Below are 16,968 nucleotides of genomic sequence, written 5' to 3'. Positions count from 1 at the left end.
GAACGACCCTACCAGAAAACGGGGTCAAAACAACGTCAGCAACGATTCAGACGCGAACCGCAGGTCGGCGTAGCCAAGTGTCGCGTCTCTACATCCTAACAGAAACAGAACATGACCCAAACAGCAAAACTCATCCTCGAAGACGGCACCGAAATCGAGGGCACTTCCTTCGGGGCCTATACTTCGGTCGCGGGCGAAGTCGTGTTCAGCACGGCCATGACCGGCTACCCCGAAAACCTGACGGACCCGTCCTTCGCCGGCCAGATTCTGGTGCTCACCACCCCCATGGTGGGCAACTACGGCGTGCCCGGCGAGGAGCTCTACGAGTCGATTTCCAAGATTTTCGAGTCCGACCAGGTGCACATTGCCGGCCTCGTCGTCACGTACTATTCCGAGGAGCACAGCCACTGGAACGCGGCCAAAAGCCTCGGCGACTGGCTCAAGGAGTACAACATCCCCGGCATTTTCAACGTCGATACCCGCCTGCTCACCAAGAAGCTGCGCGAAAAAGGCGCCCTGCTGGGCAAAATCGTGGCCGCCGACGACGTGCCTTTCCACGACCCCAACCAGGACAACCTGGTGGCGCAGGTTAGCCCGCCCGGCGTGCGGCACTACGGCACCGGCCAGCACAAAATCGTGCTGGTGGACTGCGGCACCAAAACCAATATCATCCGCTGCTTCCTGGAGCGCGACGTCGAACTCATCCGCGTGCCCTGGGACTACGATTTTAACACCCTGGACTACGACGGCCTGTTTTTGAGCAACGGCCCCGGCGACCCGAAGCGGTGCGCGGCCACCATCGGCCACCTGCAAACGGCCTTGCAGCAGGACAAGCCCATCTTCGGCATCTGCCTCGGCTCCCAGCTCATGGGCCTGGCGGCGGGCGGCGACACGTTCAAGCTCAAGTACGGCCACCGCAGCCACAACCAGCCCGTGCGGCTCACCGGCACCCCGCGCTGCTACATCACCAGCCAGAACCACGGCTTCGCGGTGGACCCGGCCACGCTGCCCGCCGAGTGGACCGTGCTCTTTGAGAATTTAAATGACGGCACTTGTGAGGGTATTAAGCACCAGACCAAGCCGTTCTTTTCGACGCAATTTCACCCCGAGGCCGCCGGCGGGCCGCAGGACACGGAGTTTCTCTTCGATGATTTTTTGGCGGCGGTGGCTCAGTACAAAGCCACTCATTCGAAGTAAACAACGGTCCTGCAGGGCGCCGCGCCGCCTCGCGCGGGCAATGCGGCCTCCCTCTGCTGGAATAGTAGCAGCACGCGCGGCGCGGCGCCCTGCAGGACAGGTGATTGAACCAACTCGCTTTTGAACACGGCCCAACCGGCCGGTTACCCAATCCTTAGCATGACCAAACCCACCAACGTGCTCGTCCTCGGTTCCGGGGCCCTGAAAATCGGCGAAGCCGGCGAGTTCGACTACTCCGGCTCCCAAGCGCTCAAGGCCCTGAAAGAGGAAGGCATCCGCACCGTCCTCATCAACCCCAACATCGCCACCGTGCAGACCTCGGAGGGCCTGGCCGACGAGGTGTACTTCCTGCCCGTGACGCCCTACTTCGTGGAGGAAGTCATCAAAAAGGAGCGGCCCGACGGCATCCTGGTGGCCTTCGGCGGGCAGACGGCCCTGAACTGCGCCGTGGCCCTGTTCCGCGCCGGCGTCTTTGAGCAATACGGGGTGCGGGTGCTCGGCACGCCCGTGCAGAGCATCATCGACACCGAGGACCGGGACATCTTCAAGGACAAGCTCGCCCAGATTGGCGTGCTCACGGCCCGCAGCGTGGCCGTGACGACGCTGGACGCCGCCCTGGCCGCGGGCGAGACCATCGGCTTCCCCATCATCGTGCGGGCCGCGTTTGCCCTCGGCGGGCTGGGCAGCGGCTTCGCCAATAACCGGGAGGAGCTGCGGGCCCTGGCCCAGCAGTCCTTCACGACCTCCGACCAGATTCTGGTGGAAGAGTCGCTCAAGGGCTGGAAGGAAGTGGAGTACGAGGTGGTGCGCGACCAGTACGACAACTGCATCACGGTCTGCAACATGGAGAACTTCGACCCCATCGGCATCCACACCGGCGAGAGCATCGTGGTGGCCCCCTCGCAGACGCTGAGCAACCGCGAGTACCATAAGCTGCGCCGCCTCGGCATCGAGACCATCCGCCACCTGGGCATCGTCGGCGAGTGCAACATCCAGTACGCGCTCGACCCGCACTCCGAGGACTACCGCGTGATTGAGGTCAACGCGCGCCTCTCGCGCTCCTCGGCCCTGGCCTCGAAGGCCACGGGCTACCCGCTGGCCTTCGTGGCCGCCAAGCTGAGTTTGGGCTACGCGTTGTCGGAGCTGAAAAACAGCGTCACGCAGACCACCTCGGCCTTTTTCGAGCCGGCCCTGGACTACGTCGTGGTCAAGCTGCCGCGCTGGGACCTGGGCAAGTTCGCGGGCGTGAACCGGCAAATTGGCTCGGCCATGAAGAGCGTGGGCGAGGTGATGGCCATCGGCAAGTCCTTCGAGGAAGCCCTGCAAAAGGGCCTGCGCATGCTCGACACCGGCAAGCGCGGCTTCGTGGCCAACCGGCCCGAACCCGTCGACGCCGCCACCCTCGACCAGTTGCTCAACGAGCCCAACGAGGAGCGCATCTTCGCCATCAACGACGCGTTCGAAGCGGGCTACACCATCCAGCAAGTGCACGCCCTCACGCGCATCGACCACTGGTTTTTGCAGCGCCTGTACACCATTTTTCAACTGGGCAATCAGCTCGCCACCGGCCGCCCCAATGGCTTGGCCGGGTTGGAAACGGCCCTGCTGCGCGAGGCCAAGAAAGCTGGCTTCTCGGACCAGCAAATTGCGGTGAAGCTGCTCGGCGAGGGCGACGTGAAGGCCGACGAGCTGCTCGTGCGCGCCCGCCGCCAGGCCCTGGGCGTCGTGCCCGTCGTCAAGCAAATCGACACGCTGGCGGCCGAGTTTCCGGCCCAGACCAACTACCTCTACACCACCTACCACGGCACCGAGCACGACCTGGCGCCCGAACCCGCCCAGTCGGTGGTGGTGCTCGGCTCGGGCGTGTACCGCATCGGCTCCTCGGTCGAGTTCGACTGGTGCGGCGTGCAGGCCGTGCAGACGGCCGCCGCCGAAGGCTACAAAACGATTATCATCAACTACAACCCCGAAACCGTCTCGACCGACTACGACGTCTCGGACCGCTTGTATTTCGAGGAGCTGAGCTTCGAGCGGGTGCTGGACATCCTCGAGTTCGAGCAGCCCACCGGCGTGGTGCTCTCCACCGGCGGGCAGATTCCCAACAACCTGGCCACGCGCCTGGCCGCCGCCCAGGCCCCCGTCCTGGGCACCGCCCCGGCCCGCATCGACGAGGCCGAAAACCGCCACAAGTTCTCCCGCATCCTCGACGAGCTGGGCATCGCCCAGCCGCGCTGGAAAGAATTGACCTCGCTCGAGGCCATGTTCGCCTTTGTCCAGGACGTCGGGTTCCCCGTGCTCATCCGCCCGAGCTACGTGCTCTCGGGCGCCGCCATGAACGTGGTGTCCAACGAGGCCGAGCTGGAAGCCTTCCTGCAAACCGCCGTGCGCGTGAGCGACGACTACCCCGTGGTCGTGTCCGAGTTCATCCAGGAAGCCAAGGAAATCGAACTCGACGCCGTGGCCAACAAGGGGGACATCGTGAGCTACGCCATTTCCGAGCACGTGGAGTTTGCCGGCGTGCACTCCGGCGACGCCACCATGTACTACCCGCCCCAGCGGGTGTACGTGGGCACCATCCGCAAGCTGAAAATCATCGCCGAGCAGATTGCCCGGCGCTTTGCCATCAGCGGCCCGTTCAATATCCAGTTCCTGGAAAAGAACGGCGTCATCCGCGTGATTGAGTGCAACATCCGGGCCTCGCGCAGCTTCCCCTTCGTCTCGAAGGTCTCGGGCCACAACCTCGTCCAGAAGGCCACGCAGGTGCTGCTTGGCAAGCTGGTGGCGCGCGACGAGAGCGAGCGGGTCTACGACCTGCCCTTCGTGGGGGTGAAGGCCCCGCAGTTCTCCTTCACCCGCCTGCCCGGCGCCGACCCGGTGCTGCGCGTGGACATGGTGAGCACCGGCGAAGTCGGCTGCCTGGGCGACACGGCCGAGGAAGCGCTGCTGAAAGCGATGCTGAGCGTGGGCTATAAAATCCCGCAGCAGTCGGTGCTGATTTCCGGCGGCCCCATTCTCTCCAAGGTGGCGCTGCTCGCGCCCGCCGCGCTGCTGGTCAAGAAGGGCTACACCATTTACGCCACGCAGGGCACGCACCGCTTCTTCGCCGACAACGGCCTGCCCAGCCGCCTCGTGTTCTGGCCCGACGAGCTGCAGGAGCCCAACGTGCTCACGTACCTGAAGGAGAAGAAAATCGACCTGGTCATCAACATCCCCAAGAACCTCTCGAAAGGCGAGTTGGATAACGACTACCGAATCCGGCGCACGGCCGTGGATTTCGGCGTCGGGCTGCTGACCAATGCGCGGCTGGCCAAGGCCTTCATTCAAGCCTTCTGCACCCTGGAGCTGCAGGACCTGAAAATTAAGAGCTGGAACGAGTACAAGGCCATGTAGCGCGGACTCTGTGAGTCCGCGTATGATTTTCCAGTACTCAATAAAAATCTACCTCATGCGCGGACTTACCTACTCTCTCTATCTGATATTGTGCTTTACAACTGCTTGTCATTACTCCTCTTCGTTTAACCAAGAAGTATGGATTGACAATCCTGAAATGAGTGATACCAGAAACCCACGAGCTAAGATGGTGGGAGATTTGATGCAAAATCATCTTAAGACCGGCATGTCGCGTGAAGCTGTTCTAAACCTGCTCGGCAAACCTTATAAAGATGGAATCGAGAAAAGGCTTCCCAAAGGCGTTGTAATTCCAGATTCGCTGTCATTTACTAATTCTGATAACCTTAAGCGAGAGAATCAACAGAAAGCTGTTGATGGTATCAATGAGTTTTATCGCTTGTATTCCCAACCAGATACAATTATGCTGTATCCTGTTGGTTGGTCTACAATTGACCCCAATTTCTTGGTCGTTAAGCTGACTGGCAATGGCACAGTTGGAGAGTACTGGGTTGAACAGCACTGACCGTCTGTAACTGTCAAAATTCATTTAATGAAAAACTTCACCTCCTTCGCCGATGCCGGCGATTACAAAGCCCTGCTCCAACAAGCGTTGGAAATCAAAGCCAACCCTTACGGCTACCAGCACATCGGGCGCAATAAAACCGTCGGCCTCATCTTTTTTAACCCCAGCCTGCGAACCCGCCTCAGCTCCGTGAAAGCGGCTTACAACCTGGGCGCGCAAGCCTGGGTGCTCAACGCCGGCGCCGATTCCTGGACCCTGGAAATGGCCGATGGCGCAGTGATGAACGGCGGTACCCAAGAGCACATCAAAGACGCCATCGCGGTGATGAGCCAGTATTGCGACGTGCTGGGCGTGAGGACCTTCCCTACCCTCAAGGATAAAGCTGAAGACTACGAGGAGGTGGTATTCAACAAGATTCTGCAATATGCCACCGTGCCTGTCATCAGCTTGGAAAGCGCTACCCTGCACCCCCTGCAGTCATTTGCTGACCTGATTACAGTAGCCGAGACCAAGCAGAAAGAACGGGTGAAAGTGGTGCTCACCTGGGCCCCGCACGTGCGCGCCCTGCCCCAGTGCGTGCCCAATTCGTTTTGCGATTGGTTTTCGGAAATCGACTGGGTCGACTTCGTCATCACCCACCCCGAGGGCTATGAACTGGACCCCAAATTCACGAAGGGCGCCCGCATCGAGTACGACCAGAAAAAGGCTTTGGAAGGTGCCGACTACGTGCAAGCCAAAAACTGGAGCAGCTACCGCAACTACGGCCAGGTGCTAGCCAATGACCCGACTTGGATGCTCACCCCCGAGCACATGGCTTTGACGGATGGCGCCAAGTTCTTGCACTGCCTGCCCGTACGCCGCAACGTGGAAGTGTCAGATGCCGTGCTCGACGCGCCGGGTTCGCTCATCATCCAAGAAGCTGGCAACCGTACCACATCCATGCAGACCGTGTTGCACGAACTGCTGAAGTAACACCGCTTCTTAAATAGAACACCGCGGCCCTGCAGAATTAGCTTCTGCAGGGCCGCGGTGCGTTGGTATGGGGCTGTGGTTGGCATCATCAGGCTCAGAAGTCCTCAAGTAGCTTCTACAAATACTTCCAGATACAAAATCAAGTGGCAAGTCCTAAGGAAGAGTAATGATAAAACGTTTTGCTTTTTTCCGCTAATAGGCGGAACTGGAGCCCACGCAAGCCAAAGAAAAAGCCCCAACCTGTTTCCAGATTGGGGCTTTTTGCTGTGATCCCGCTGGGATTCGAACCTACTATTAAGTACAGTATGCACTCCGATACAAATATACGCTTAATGGCCTCCAAACGGCTATTAATTCCCTAACCAGCCAACATAGCTACGGGACCAATCGGGATTAATCGGGTTTTTTGTCCTAGATTGCGTCCTACTTAGGACACTCCCCAATGGCCAAAACCTCCTTCCTGCTATCGGCCCCGGCTGCTGATAAGCCCACCCCCATTTTCGCCTTTCTCAGCTTCGCCGGCAAGCGCGTGAAGGTCTACGCTGGCCGTTCCATTCACCCCCGGCAATGGGACAAGACTGAACAGCGGGCATTAACAAGGGGCTACCCCCGTAACGGGGCAATCAACGATTGGCTGGACCTGCTGGCGAAGCGGCTGGAAGCCTGCTACGACACCCACGCCGGAGCCGGGACGCTGCCCACGCCCGACGAACTACGGGCACTAGCGGTGCCGGAAACCGGAGCCGAGCCAGGCCCCAGTCTAGTTCCCACGTTCTGGGACCGCTACGCCGAATGGGTAGCCTATACCAAAGCGTCAGGGGTTCCCGGCACGGCTCGTACCTACGCCACTACCGGCCGGCACCTGCGGGACTTTGCCGATTTGAGTGGGTACGCCATCGACTTCGACACCCTGACGCCCACCGTGGGGGACCGCTGGACCGACTACCTGCTAAACAAGGTCGGGCTAACGGACAACACCATCAATAAGAACTTAGCCCGCCTTAAGTCTTTTATGAAGTGGGCCACCAAGCGCGGCTACACCACCAGCACGGCGCTGGGGCAGGTAACGTGGAAGCAGCGCCCACCCGACGTGCTGACCCTGAGCGAGGCCGAACTACTGGCCTTGGAATCGTTGCCCCTTCCCGTGGGCTCCCGGCTGGAAAAGGCCCGCGCCTAGTTCCTGCTGGCTTGCTACACGGGCCTGCGCTACTCCGACCTAACCAGTATCAACCCCCGGCATTTGCGTCCCGCTACGGCCAAGGTTCCGGCCCATTTGCGCCTTACCTCCCAGAAGACCCGCGACGTGGTGAACGTACCGCTGAGCGCCGCCGCCCTGGGCCTGGTGAACCGAGTGCTGGCCGGGGAACTGTCCAGCATCAAGGGGCAGCCCATTTCCAATCCGGTCCTGAACCGCTTCCTGAAAGAACTGGGGCAGCTAGCCGGGATTGATAGCCCGGTTGAGGTGGTACGCTACCGGGGCGGCATTGCCGACGTTACCACGGCACCCAAATACGAGCGGCTGAGCGTCCATACCGCCCGCCGCACCTTCGTTACCCTCAGCCTGAGCCGGGGCATGTCCGAACGCTTTGTGATGATGATTACCGGCCACCGCACGGCCCAATCCTTTCAACGGTACGTGAACCTGTCGGCAGGACGGGTAATGGAAGAATTTGCCAAGTTTAACACCATGCCCCTATGAGCAATCAGAGCGACCAATACCGGACCCTGGCCCAATGGGATGCTTACGTAGCCCCGCTAATTGACAAACTAGAAGACCAGCATTTGGACCGCATCACGCAACAGGTTGCCGATGTGGCTAGGAAATTTCACCGCCTGAGAGGGGCGAACCGTCCTGTAGCCAATCGGGAAAGGCGCGCCCGCCGCGCCCTGCTGGAGTTAGAGTGGATGCGTCGCTTTGTGTATAACTGCTACGCCCAGCAAGATGCAGTACAAGAACCCAAAGCCATTAGCCCCCGCGCCTACAAAGCGCAACGTCTCGGCCTCATTAGCCAGGTGTTGGGCTCATATAGACACTTCGGCAGCACTATTGGCGGGGAAACCAAGTGGGAACTCGATTGGACTGTAGAAGAGGTTATAACCGGCGGAGACCGCACTCCGGCCCATGTGGGCAGGGTGCTGGGAATGATTGACTGGTTCCAGCATTGCTTAGCAGCGTTTGAGGGCCGCGCCGTAGCCCCGGCCGTGAAGCCTGTTAAGATTACCGCCCTGAGCCCGTTGGAGCAAGTGTTAGGCGAGGGCTTTACCGTCGAAAACCTGAACGTCCTTGCTCGCGCCGTGGGACTGACTGACGCTGCCGGAAAGTTCTGCGCTGGCGATAAAGGAGCCTTTGCAGGTTTTTGCCGAGCGTTACAGGATAAGACAATACCTAAGGCGGCAGGGGGGCTGGAAGCGGTTGTGTCCGTTGTCGCCTTGCATTTCGGAGTGGTTACGAAGGTTCGTAAAACGAGCACAGACATAGCCGAGCACTTCTATACGCTCACCAATCGCGCCCTGAAAGACGCAGCCCCGACCCATTAGGGCATCAGTTACAGCCCAATAGCATCAGTTAGAGCCCCGCGCTGGCTATGGGCTACACCCTTCCGTAACGTTGTGCAAGATGCTGAACAAGAGACCGGAACGCACCGGGCCTCTTAGGTTTGGCACACTTGCACAACAATGGATAGTGCCATTATTCCGATTGGCGTCGCCTACGCCCAATTGCTTGACGATGTGCGGGCCGTAATCCGGCACGAACTGCTTAACGCCCCTACCCCCGCCGCCGCGCCCCCGACCGACGACCCCCTGAGTATTCGGGAAGCTGCCTCCATGCTGGGGGTTACCGTGCAAACGGTACACGAATGGAAGCGCCTGGGGCTGCTGAAGTACCACAAGCTGGGGGGCCGCTCCTACGTGAAGCGGTCCGACGTGATGACCGCCCTACAGGGGTTCCAGCGCACAAAAAAGGGCCGCTAGTCTGATGCAAACAGACCAACGGCCCCACGCTTTGCGTGTGGCAGGACGCTACGCCAAAGATACATACAACTACTTCAGGGGCTTGCTGAAAGGCCCTACGGAGGAAGAGCAAAACGCTTGGCTGAAGGAGCACCACCCGTGGGCGCTCCCCCTGATTGATAAGGCCATTGCGGACGCCTTGGCAGAATACCGCGCACGCCACGGGAAGGAGGCCGGCCGTGAATAGCGCGACCCCCGCCGATATCCGAGGGTTCTTGACTGCCCAGCAGCAGGCTCAACCGGAACACCTGCTGAGCTACTTCAACCCGCCCATCACCAACACGCGCCCCGCGAAGACGGTGGAGCTGGCCGAACTGTGGGACGAAATAACGTCGGAGCAGCACCGCCCTTTGACCGAACGCCTACGCACTACCACCGACCCAACCGAACGGAAAAAGCTCAAAGCCGGGCTGCCCTTCGTGACCCCGGTCGGCTGCTTCAACTACCCGCGCCGGGATGCCGACCTAATCGCCCCCTCGGGCTTGGTGGTGCTGGACTTCGACAAGGTGCCAAGCGTCCGAGAAGCCCGCGCTGCCCTACCGGCCGATGAGGTAATAGGAGACGATGTGATGCTAATGTTTACCAGCCCTACTGGCAACGGGGTGAAGGCATTTCTACGGACTGACCCCGATGGAGACTACCTGACCAACTTCCGCATCTACGCTGACTACCTGTCCAGCAAGTACCCAGTTCTAGGATTGGTAGCCGACGAATCCGGCAAGAATCTGGCCCGGCTATGCTTCATCCCCTACGACCCGACCGCCTACCTGCATCCTTCCTACACGAGCGCCTGGATTACTCAATAACGATTATGGGAAAGCTAGCTAAAATACAGGCCGCAACTGCCGCCCTTACACCTCAACAGGCCTCCCCGGCTCCCACGCTGGCCACTGCGCCACGCTCTGCTGCACCTTCAGCCCCCGCCCCTGCTACCGACGTGCTGGACGACGTGCAGCAACTGGTTGTCGCTGCTGAAGCAACACCCCACCGGATTGCCGTAGCTTATCCTGATTGGCTTAAAATGGCCCTTGCCCTAGCTACCCAGGGGGAAGCCGGTCGGGACCTTTTCCACCGCATGAGCAGCGGCTATCCCACCTATGACCCAGCCGAAGCCGATAAGAAGTTCACGAACGCCCTAAAAACGAAGAACGGCAGCGTTACCATTGCCTCGTTCTTCAAACTGTGCAAAGACGCCGGGATAACCCTGCCCGCGAAACCCAAACGGGGACGCCCCAGCAAGAAGGGGCGGCAAGAGGGGTTTAAAGCGCTACAGGAGACGCTAGCGGCCAAGGGGCACAACGTACCAACCGAAGCGCTAGAGAATGCCGCAGTGGTGGTAATGCAAGCCAAGAAAGACCCCTCACGAAAGGACGGAGGATTAAGCAACCTGACCCACCCCAGCGGCCCGTTGGCCCAATACCCAGAGGTAGCCCGCACGGTGGTGGACCACGTGCAGGGCAACTCCAATATGGTAATTCAGGACGACCGCCGCACTGCCACCCAAGACGATATTCGGGACGCCTTATCGATGGACTGGAATTTCTATCACGACCCCGGCAAACGGACCTACTATTACCGCCCGGTGGGCAGCGACGACCCAAAAGACCTCAAGGAGTTTGACGAGCGTTCGACTTTCCTGAACCGGCTCCTGTCCGACTTAGAACGAGGCGGGACAAAGACGGACAAGCGCAAGCTGATAGAGGCGGTATTCAATCCGCACTGCTATACCGAAATTAACTACCTCACTACCCACCTAGACTACCTTGAAAGCCAGTACAAAAAAGAGGATGGGGAGGACCACATTGCCGCCCTGCTGAAATGCATAAAGACCGATAACGACCCCCTATTTGCCGTTGCCTTCAAGAAGTGGCTCCTGAACACCGTCGCGCAAGCCTATTGCAATTCTTCAACCTGCCGCAATGAGAATGCCCTTATCCTGGTGTCGCCCCAGCAGGGGATTGGCAAAACCTTCTTTTTTCAGAACCTGCTGTGGGACGACCAGTTCTTTGCCGCGCCGCCAAACTTTGACTTTGCCAACAAGGAGCACTTGCTGATGATGAGCGAGAACCTGCTGATATGTTTTGATGAGATGGGGCAGTACCGCAAAGCCGAGATGGACGTGATGAAGGCATCGCTGAGCCAAAGCGTGATTAAGGCCGATAAGAAGTTCCAAAACACGGCCCAATACCCCCGCACGGCTTCTTTTTGTGGGAGCACGAACACCGACGAATTTTTAAAGGATGCCACCGGCAGCCGCCGTTTCCTGCCCTTTACCATGCTGGAACCGCTGAACTTCGCAGCCTACGACGCAGTGGTCAAAGCCCAGCTATGGGGCCAAGTGGTAGCCGAGTACAAGACCGGCGCCGACTACCGCTTTACCGACGAAGAAAAAACAAACTTCAACGCCCGCAACGACGAACAGTTCACCGCCGACACTCCCGAGGATGCGTTCATCGCCGAGTGCCTACGAATTACAGGCAATGCCCAGCACTTTGTGACCACGGTCGAGATATCCCTGGAACTGGACAAGTACAAAGACCATCGCAAGGGCCAAGGGTTCTACCGCATGGAAGAAGTGCGCAAAAAGCTCCTGCAAATGCCGGGTGTGAAGCGCGATAAAAGGCGCATAGCGGGAGCCAAGCCGCTGAACGGATTGGCAGGGGTTCAGCTGAAGTGGGGCATGATGTAGGCTAGCAGGGGTGTTCCACCGGCTCTCCCCACCGTTGGAACGGGCAAAACGCCTTTTCCAGCACGTGGGGCAGGTTTTTTGCCCTCCCGTTCCACCGTTCCACCGTTCCAACGGTTTTCCCAACTATATACAGTAGTTAAATAAATAATAAATGCACCCCTATTTTCTTTATTTATTCTCTATACATATTAACTCTATTTTCATTGGAACAGTGGAACAGTAGAGTAAAAAAGGGGCCGTAAGGGATTATGCAGCGGGTTTTTGCCCGTTCCAATGCCCCTCCCCTTGCTGGAACGGTGTTGGAACGCCTGGAACGCCCCACTGCCACGGGCTTCCGCCCACCCCCTGCTGAAAACGGCCCGGCTATACCCCGCCTTCCTGCTTTATCCTTAATCATACCCCCCTCATAATCTATTCATTTCGACCATGCCCTATGCGACCGATTGGTTTAAATGCCCAGACCACAACCAGCTGCTACCAACTCTCCCTGCGCCACCTGCGCAAGCTGGGAGGGTTGGAGCCCGGCAGCCCTCCGCTTAACCTATTGTGGGGCGGCCAGCACCGCCTTTTCATCTCGTGCGAAGTGCTGAGCGAAGTCGCGGAACCCTACCTGCAAGTGCGGTACGAGTGGCGGGGCAAGCCCCACTCCTACTGGCTGGAGCTGGTGCCGGTTGTCAGCCCCATATCATATCCCTACCCGGCCCGTTACCTGCTGGTGTGCCCCGTGTCGGGACTGCGAACGACGACGCTCTACCTGCATACCGATACCGGCGAACTGATGTGCCGCCAGGCGTGGGGGCCGGGACGGCTCTATTATCCCTCGCAGTTGGTGACGGAGCGTGCTCGGCATTCGTCGCGGCAGCAGGCCGAAGACGACGCCTTGGAAAAGGTCTTGATTGACCGCCCGCGCCGCAAGCTCTGGTACAAGGGCAAGCCTACGCGTCCGTTCGCAGCCCTGCTGAACCTGCAAAAACGGCTGGGTTACCCGCCGCCTGTTATGGACAAAAGCCCCAAGCATAGTGCTTGGTTGGAGGCGTTTTGGAAATTATAAATAATGCAGTACTCAAAATCTGACAATGGGCAATAAGTAAAACTTTCCAGGTTATTGAGCCATGTCGTAGACCCTCATGTGGTGTCGGTCCCACCCCCAAGCCTCTGAGTAGTTGCGCGAGTCCTTATCGCGTGCTGCTATAAATCATAAGCTCTCATGTGCTGCCTCAAAGTGGTGCAATTGGCCCTTAAGTGCTTGCATTCGGCGTCAATCAAGTGAATAACTTTTTCGATTTTAGCATAATATGCGTCAAGGCTGCTTACGTAGTCTCCATACAATGCCTGCTTTAAATCCTCCTCTTCATTCTCTATCGCTTTTCGATATAAATCAAGTGCATTGTTAGACTTATCGGCAGAAATATTTATATCCTTTTTTAGCTTATAAAACTCTGACTTGCTTGTCTTATCGAATAAGTGATATTCTTCTGCATCAAAATAAAGATAAAAGGAATCATTCTCTGTAAATGAAGCAGCTTCACTTCTAGCTGTAACCCTTTCCAAACGTTGTTTTCTAAATTCAACTTCTACCGGTGTATACAGACTGGAAAGTCCGCTCTTCATGTCTTCATATATTGACTTAATAACAACCCAATGTTTTAGGTGAGTTGTCCATTTAGCAATTGCGCTTTCTGCTGCTTCTACTTTCCGAGCTATGAAAATTGTTCGCAGAGCGTGGTTATGGTCGTCTTTCTTCTGCTGAGCGTCAATTTTCTTGGAGGCCAGCGTCACTGCGCTGGTGATTAGTACTACTAGCAAGGAGCTTGCAAAGGAAAATATTGATATCCAAATTGCTATGTTGGCATTGGCCATAAACACTTAGTTGGCTATTGTAGGAAGGTAGAAGGTGTGGGGAAGCTCTGATTAGTGTTAATGCTGTAAGCTAAGCAACGTCCGCTCACAGCCAATGGTGAAAATCGAACAGCGCTCCTATCTCATTTGAGGCCTTTTCCATCAACAGGACCGTTACCGGCAGGTTGAAGGACAGTGCTAGAGAAAGTATACCCCTTGCTCATCCATTCCTGCATAACATCGTCCATGATTTGATAATCGTATGCAGGCTTGCAAATGGGCACCAATTCAGCCCCGATTTTTGTAAGTAGCACGTTCCCTGAAGCGATTTTATACAATTTTCTTCCAGGGAGACCACTCACCATAACCATTGAGCCATTATAGGCTATCTGGGTCGCCGGAGCACCAATACTGAAGCCTGCTAGGGCCCAGGGCCCAGTTTGTGGTCTGAAATCAATAAGACCTATATCAGCTAAATGGGCTAGCGTTTCGAATCTGAACTGCCTTGCATGACCAGGGTCCATGCTAGAAGGATCATGCTTGTAAAATATTATAGGCAATCTCTTTCCGCTAGGAAACTGCCAAACGTGAGCGCATAGTCGTTCAAAGTCCTTGGCTTCCTCTTGCGTAAGAGTTGTTAAAAAGGCTAACGTTCGCAATGAAAAACTTCCTGGTTGTTGGACTTCACCTGCCAGTATTCTTCCCCAGAGCGCTTGAATAGCTGGTTCGGATACATCTTCGACTGCACGGAAATACTTATTTACGAATGCCTGGCTCACTGGCTCGTCTGATACAGCTACTCCATGTGCTAGAACCTCTGCGGCCTTTTCTACAACCGCCTCAATGTTTTGTTGGCGCATCGCATTCTGGTAGGCTGCCCGTTCAGAATAACGCTCAAACAACGCGGCCGATTGGGGAGGATGATTTACTAATTGGGCTTGGACGTTATCCAATGAAATCTCCATCTTATCGACGTACTGGCCTCCCTCAGCAAGGCCCGCAATAGCCTTCGCTCTTTCAATCAGTAATTGGGTTTCTGCTTGCCCAACCTGCTGAATGCGGTACGCTTCATTATCTGCGTCTTTTTTGTTTAGCCACAGTGCATTCGCCAAACGGCCACAGCCGGCCTCGATTGTTGAAATGAGCTTCGTAATGGGCTCACTTAGCCCCGCCACGTCTTTAATATTGATAAGCGAACCTTTGGCTTCGTCAGACATATTCAGGGTAATGAGCGAACAAGCTACTCAAACTTTTTTCACCATCCCTACGACGTAGTGTAAGCCGGCAAATCGGGTACTCTAAGAAGCAATCCGCCTTATTTGTCCTACAAACTGTCCTAGGCAAAAGCAAAAAAGCCGTTCCCACTGAGGAAACGGCTTTTTTTGTGATCCCGCTGGGATTCGAACCCAGGACCCGTACATTAAAAGTGTACTGCTCTACCAGCTGAGCTACAGAATCGGTACCTTGTCACTTCAAAAGGCGATACCTTTTTTGTGGGCACAAAAGTACGACGACCTTTCTAACTACACAACCTTGATTCAAAAAAAAGTCTCTTCTCTTTCTGCATTGCCCCTTTTGCTGGGATTAATCAGTCTGCCTATCTGTGCGTTGGGTGCAAAGCAACCCGAAAATAAATTTTCACTTTTCCCGGCAGCGAGCACTGCCGAGGGTTTGCAGCGGGCCGATTCGCTGTTTGCGGCCGGCCAGTACGCGGCGTCTGTGCCGGCTTACAAAAGCCAGGTGTGGCAGCAGCGCCAGGCCTCGCCCGCGCTGCTGCTGAAGCTTGCCTACGCCCAGCAGCAACTGGGCCACTACCCGGCCACGCTGCTGTATCTGAGCCTGGCCTATGCCCGCCAGCCGCGGGTGCGCACGTGGCGGCAGCTGGCTACCCTGGCGGCGCAGCACCAGCTAGTGGGTTATCCCATGACCTGGCAGCAGGAAGTGCGTGTGCAGGCCCATCGTTACTACTACCCTGGCTTGCAGGTGCTGCTGGGCGGGGCCGTAGTGGGCGCCGTCTGGCTGCTGTGGCGTCGGGGGCCGCGGGGGGCTTGGCTGGCCTATGCGGGCTACGTTGGGCTGCTGAGTGCCTACCTGCATTTCCTGCAGCCCAAGCCCGCAGGCCTAGTGGCACGCCCTGGAGCGGTACTGATGGCGGGGCCCAGTGCCGGCGCAGCGTGGCTGAGCACGGCCGCCGTGGGCGACCGCCTGCTGGTGCTGGGGCGCCAGGACATTTGGTACCGAGTAAAATGGCAGCAAGGCGAGGCTTTTGTACGCGAAGCCGATTTGCTGGTGGTGGAGTAGTGAGCAAAATAGCGGGTTTGCGGCTCGTTTTGCTTGAGTAGCAGGGTTGAAATTAAAACTTGCCGCCACATCATTTCATTGCCTCAGCACCTCATTTATGAAACCAGGCCGGTACTTTTGTGGGTATGTCCGCTTCCCTCACGCTTACTGGCCTGTTTCTTTATCCTGTTAAATCTTTGGGCGGCTTTGCGGTGGCCGAGGCCGATGTGACAGCTCGCGGGCTGCAGCACGACCGCCGCTGGCTGCTGGTAGACGAGCGCAACCGCTTTATGACCCAGCGGCAGCTGCCGGAGTTGGCTCTGCTCTCCGTGGCGCCGGCGTACAATGGCTTTCTGATTACCCACCGCCAGCGGCCCGATTTGCTGCCCCTGTTCATTCCCTTCGAGGCCACACCGGAACGCACGCTGTTCGTCACCATTTGGGATGACATTGCGTGGGCTTGGCGCGGCACACCGCAAGCCGATGAGTGGATGACTGAAGCCCTGGGCCGCTCCTGCCGCTTGGTGTACATGTCGGACATGGTGCGCCGCGACGTGGAGCCCGAGCACAACCCCGAAGGCCAGCTGGTGAGCTTTGCCGATGGCTACCCTTTCCTGATGATTGGCGAAGCAGCGCTGGCCGACCTGAACACGCGCCTGGCCCAGCCCGTCCTGATGAACCGCTTCCGGCCCAACCTGGTATTTGGCGGCGGCACTCCTTACGAGGACGACCACTGGGAGAACTTTCAAATCGGCGGCGTATCCTTTCGGGCGGTGCGGGGCTGCGGGCGGTGCGTCCTCACCACCATCGACCAGCAGAGTGCCATTAAAAACCCCGTGGGCGACCCGCTGCGCACCCTGGCTACCTACCGCAAGGTGGAGAACAGCACCCTATTTGGCCAAAACGTGACCGGCCCGGGAAATGGCCGCTTGCGGGTAGGCGACGCGCTAACCGTGCTCAGCCACAAGTAGCGTCAGACTCGGCTAGCTTAAAGTAATTGAGCTTCTGGGCGCAACTCTGGCGGCTATGGCAGCGTTGTGCGGGGCCGGGCCCACTGCCCGGCTTT

16 protein-coding genes and 1 tRNA gene are annotated in these 16,968 nt (G+C 57.6%); 14 read left to right on the top strand and 3 right to left on the bottom strand.

Going from position 1 to position 16,968, the window contains the following annotated elements; translation table 11 throughout:
• Positions 1-111: 111 nt before the first annotated feature.
• The 12 genes from carA (at position 112) to BMZ66_RS12880 (ending at position 12,834) form a co-directional block, all read left to right on the top strand.
• Positions 112-1,197, top strand: a complete 1,086-nt coding sequence (carA, locus tag BMZ66_RS12930) for a glutamine-hydrolyzing carbamoyl-phosphate synthase small subunit (RefSeq protein ID WP_092673795.1) — start codon at positions 112-114, stop codon at positions 1,195-1,197.
• A 159-nt stretch (positions 1,198-1,356) separates the two neighbouring features.
• Positions 1,357-4,587 (top strand): carbamoyl-phosphate synthase (glutamine-hydrolyzing) large subunit, encoded by a 3,231-nt coding sequence (gene carB, locus BMZ66_RS12925; RefSeq protein WP_092673792.1) that lies wholly within the window; start codon positions 1,357-1,359, stop codon positions 4,585-4,587.
• Positions 4,588-4,642: 55 nt separating this feature from the next.
• Positions 4,643-5,110 carry a hypothetical protein gene (locus tag BMZ66_RS12920; RefSeq protein ID WP_143080191.1) on the top strand — a complete coding sequence of 156 codons (468 nt, stop codon included), beginning with the start codon at positions 4,643-4,645 and terminating at the stop codon, positions 5,108-5,110.
• A gap of 27 nt (positions 5,111-5,137) precedes the next feature.
• Positions 5,138-6,082, top strand: coding sequence for a Rossmann-fold NAD(P)-binding domain-containing protein (locus tag BMZ66_RS12915; protein WP_092673786.1), 945 nt, complete (start codon positions 5,138-5,140; stop codon positions 6,080-6,082).
• A 442-nt stretch (positions 6,083-6,524) separates the two neighbouring features.
• The gene (locus tag BMZ66_RS12910; RefSeq protein WP_092673783.1) at positions 6,525-7,259 is read left to right on the top strand and encodes a phage integrase SAM-like domain and Arm DNA-binding domain-containing protein; all 735 of its coding nucleotides are present in this window, start codon (positions 6,525-6,527) and stop codon (positions 7,257-7,259) included.
• Positions 7,260-7,262: 3 nt separating this feature from the next.
• A complete protein-coding gene (locus BMZ66_RS12905; protein ID WP_092673780.1) occupies positions 7,263-7,781 on the top strand; it encodes a tyrosine-type recombinase/integrase in 519 nt (172 codons plus the stop codon).
• Positions 7,778-8,620, top strand: coding sequence for a hypothetical protein (locus BMZ66_RS12900; protein WP_092673777.1), 843 nt, complete (start codon positions 7,778-7,780; stop codon positions 8,618-8,620). Before BMZ66_RS12905 ends, BMZ66_RS12900 begins: the two co-directional genes overlap by 4 nt.
• 138 nt (positions 8,621-8,758) lie before the next feature.
• On the top strand, positions 8,759-9,055 hold the full coding sequence (locus BMZ66_RS12895; RefSeq protein WP_092673774.1) for a helix-turn-helix domain-containing protein: 297 nt from the start codon (positions 8,759-8,761) through the stop codon (positions 9,053-9,055).
• 4 nt (positions 9,056-9,059) lie between these two features.
• Positions 9,060-9,281, top strand: coding sequence for a hypothetical protein (locus BMZ66_RS25555; RefSeq protein WP_177204715.1), 222 nt, complete (start codon positions 9,060-9,062; stop codon positions 9,279-9,281).
• Positions 9,274-9,900, top strand: coding sequence for a BT4734/BF3469 family protein (locus BMZ66_RS12890; protein WP_177204714.1), 627 nt, complete (start codon positions 9,274-9,276; stop codon positions 9,898-9,900). The genes BMZ66_RS25555 and BMZ66_RS12890 overlap by 8 nt, the downstream gene beginning before the upstream one ends.
• A 5-nt stretch (positions 9,901-9,905) precedes the next feature.
• Positions 9,906-11,783, top strand: coding sequence for a VapE domain-containing protein (locus BMZ66_RS12885; RefSeq protein ID WP_177204713.1), 1,878 nt, complete (start codon positions 9,906-9,908; stop codon positions 11,781-11,783).
• A 433-nt stretch (positions 11,784-12,216) separates the two neighbouring features.
• Positions 12,217-12,834, top strand: coding sequence for a hypothetical protein (locus tag BMZ66_RS12880; protein ID WP_092673765.1), 618 nt, complete (start codon positions 12,217-12,219; stop codon positions 12,832-12,834).
• A 137-nt stretch (positions 12,835-12,971) separates the two neighbouring features.
• On the opposite strand, the gene BMZ66_RS12875 is transcribed toward BMZ66_RS12880, so the two are convergent.
• The 3 genes from BMZ66_RS12875 to BMZ66_RS12865 form a co-directional block, all read right to left on the bottom strand.
• Positions 12,972-13,643: a hypothetical protein gene (locus BMZ66_RS12875; RefSeq protein ID WP_092673762.1), complete on the bottom strand. Its 672-nt coding sequence runs from the start codon at positions 13,641-13,643 to the stop codon at positions 12,972-12,974.
• 122 nt (positions 13,644-13,765) lie between these two features.
• The gene (locus BMZ66_RS12870; protein ID WP_092673759.1) at positions 13,766-14,839 is read right to left on the bottom strand and encodes a DUF2806 domain-containing protein; all 1,074 of its coding nucleotides are present in this window, start codon (positions 14,837-14,839) and stop codon (positions 13,766-13,768) included.
• Positions 14,840-15,007: 168 nt separating this feature from the next.
• Positions 15,008-15,080: transfer RNA gene (locus BMZ66_RS12865), tRNA-Lys, on the bottom strand.
• A 213-nt stretch (positions 15,081-15,293) separates the two neighbouring features.
• Between BMZ66_RS12865 and BMZ66_RS12860 the strand changes: the two genes are divergently transcribed.
• Positions 15,294-15,923 carry a hypothetical protein gene (locus BMZ66_RS12860; protein WP_092673756.1) on the top strand — a complete coding sequence of 210 codons (630 nt, stop codon included), beginning with the start codon at positions 15,294-15,296 and terminating at the stop codon, positions 15,921-15,923.
• 125 nt (positions 15,924-16,048) lie between these two features.
• Positions 16,049-16,873, top strand: a complete 825-nt coding sequence (locus tag BMZ66_RS12855; protein ID WP_092673753.1) for an MOSC domain-containing protein — start codon at positions 16,049-16,051, stop codon at positions 16,871-16,873.
• The last annotated feature ends 95 nt before the right edge of the window (positions 16,874-16,968 follow it).

The sequence above is a fragment of the Hymenobacter arizonensis genome, assembly GCF_900115775.1.
GTDB classification, from domain to species: Bacteria; Bacteroidota; Bacteroidia; order Cytophagales; family Hymenobacteraceae; genus Hymenobacter; species Hymenobacter arizonensis.
This window is presented reverse-complemented; position numbering and strand designations above follow the sequence as displayed.